Below are 1,269 nucleotides of genomic sequence, written 5' to 3' on the forward strand. Positions count from 1 at the left end.
TGAACTGACCTGATTTTTAGTACCACTCCAAAAGAGAGGATTTTTGATAATCTTCACCCTAAAGGAGTGCTAAATATGGCAAAAGGCCAACGTCTTAAACCCGAGCAAATCGTCACCTTATTGCGTCAAATCGATGTCCTGACAACGAACGGCAAAACCCTAGCTCAAGCTTGTAAAGAGGTGGGAACCGTAGAGCAAAGCTACTATCGCTGGCGCAAGATCTATGGCGGCATGAAGGTGGACCAGGCAAAGAAGTACAAAGATCTGGAACTGGAAAATATCCGGCTTAAGAAGCTGGTTGCCGATCTCTCCTTGCGAGAAGTCATGCTCAAGGAAGTTATTAAGGGAAACTTCTAAGCCCTACTAGGCGTAAAAATGCAGCGCAGCTACTCATGGATAAGTATCTTATCTCTGAGCGGTCTGCCTGTAGTTTGGTAGGGCTCTCCAGAGCAGCTTATCGCTATATGCCGCTCCCTCGAGATGACGAGGGGCCGCTGCGAGCTGAGGTCATCCGCATGGCCAGCACCTACGGTAGATATGGTTATCGGTTTATTGCCAGCATGATGCGCAGCGCTGGTTGGGGACAAGCGACTACTGCAAGGGTTGCTCGCATCTGGCGAGAGGAAGGCCTGAAGATCCCACAAAAACAACCCCCTAGAGGCAGGCTCTGGCTAAACGATGGAAGCTGCATGCGCCTGCGAGCGACTCACCCCAACCATGTGTGGAGTTACGATTTTGTCTTCATTAGAGACGCTTATGGTGGCAAGATCCGCATGCTGACCCTAATTGATGAGTTCAGTAGAAAGTGTTTAACGATCCACTGCGCTAGAAAGATTGGATCAATCCAAGTCATTGAACAACTGGCTAACGCCATGATTACTCACGGCATCCCAGAGCACATACGCTCAGATAATGGCCCAGAATTTATTGCCAAAGACCTGCGCAAGTGGTTATCTGGCATTGGCGTCAAAACTGCTTACATTACTCCAGGCAGTCCTTGGGAGAATGGTTTTTGTGAAAGCTTTAATGGTACCTTTAGAGACAACCTTTTGGATGGAGAGATCTTCTATAGTTTGAAGGAAGCACAGATCATCGTGGGGGAGTGGGTGAAACACTATAACCAAGTCAGGCCCCATAGCGCTTTAGGTTATAGACCACCAGCACCCCAAACCCAAGTACCCAAACTATTGCAGAATCAACCCATGTTGCTGCAATGATTTACTATGGAAAAACTCTCTTTGGTAGTGGACCTAAATTGACAGCAGTTCA

Annotated in this window: 1 protein-coding gene; it reads left to right on the top strand. The window is 47.8% G+C overall.

The window, feature by feature from the left end; genetic code table 11:
- Positions 1–75 precede the first annotated feature (75 nt).
- Positions 76–1,217, top strand: a protein-coding gene (locus LZT22_RS12640; RefSeq protein WP_233925659.1) for an IS3 family transposase whose coding sequence is annotated in 2 segments (ribosomal slippage) — positions 76–343 and positions 343–1,217 — 1,143 coding nt in all. Because the reading frame shifts where the segments join, the coding sequence is not laid out codon by codon here.
- Positions 1,218–1,269 lie beyond the last annotated feature (52 nt).

This window comes from Polynucleobacter sp. IMCC 29146, from assembly GCF_021395195.1.
GTDB lineage: Bacteria > Pseudomonadota > Gammaproteobacteria > Burkholderiales > Burkholderiaceae > Polynucleobacter.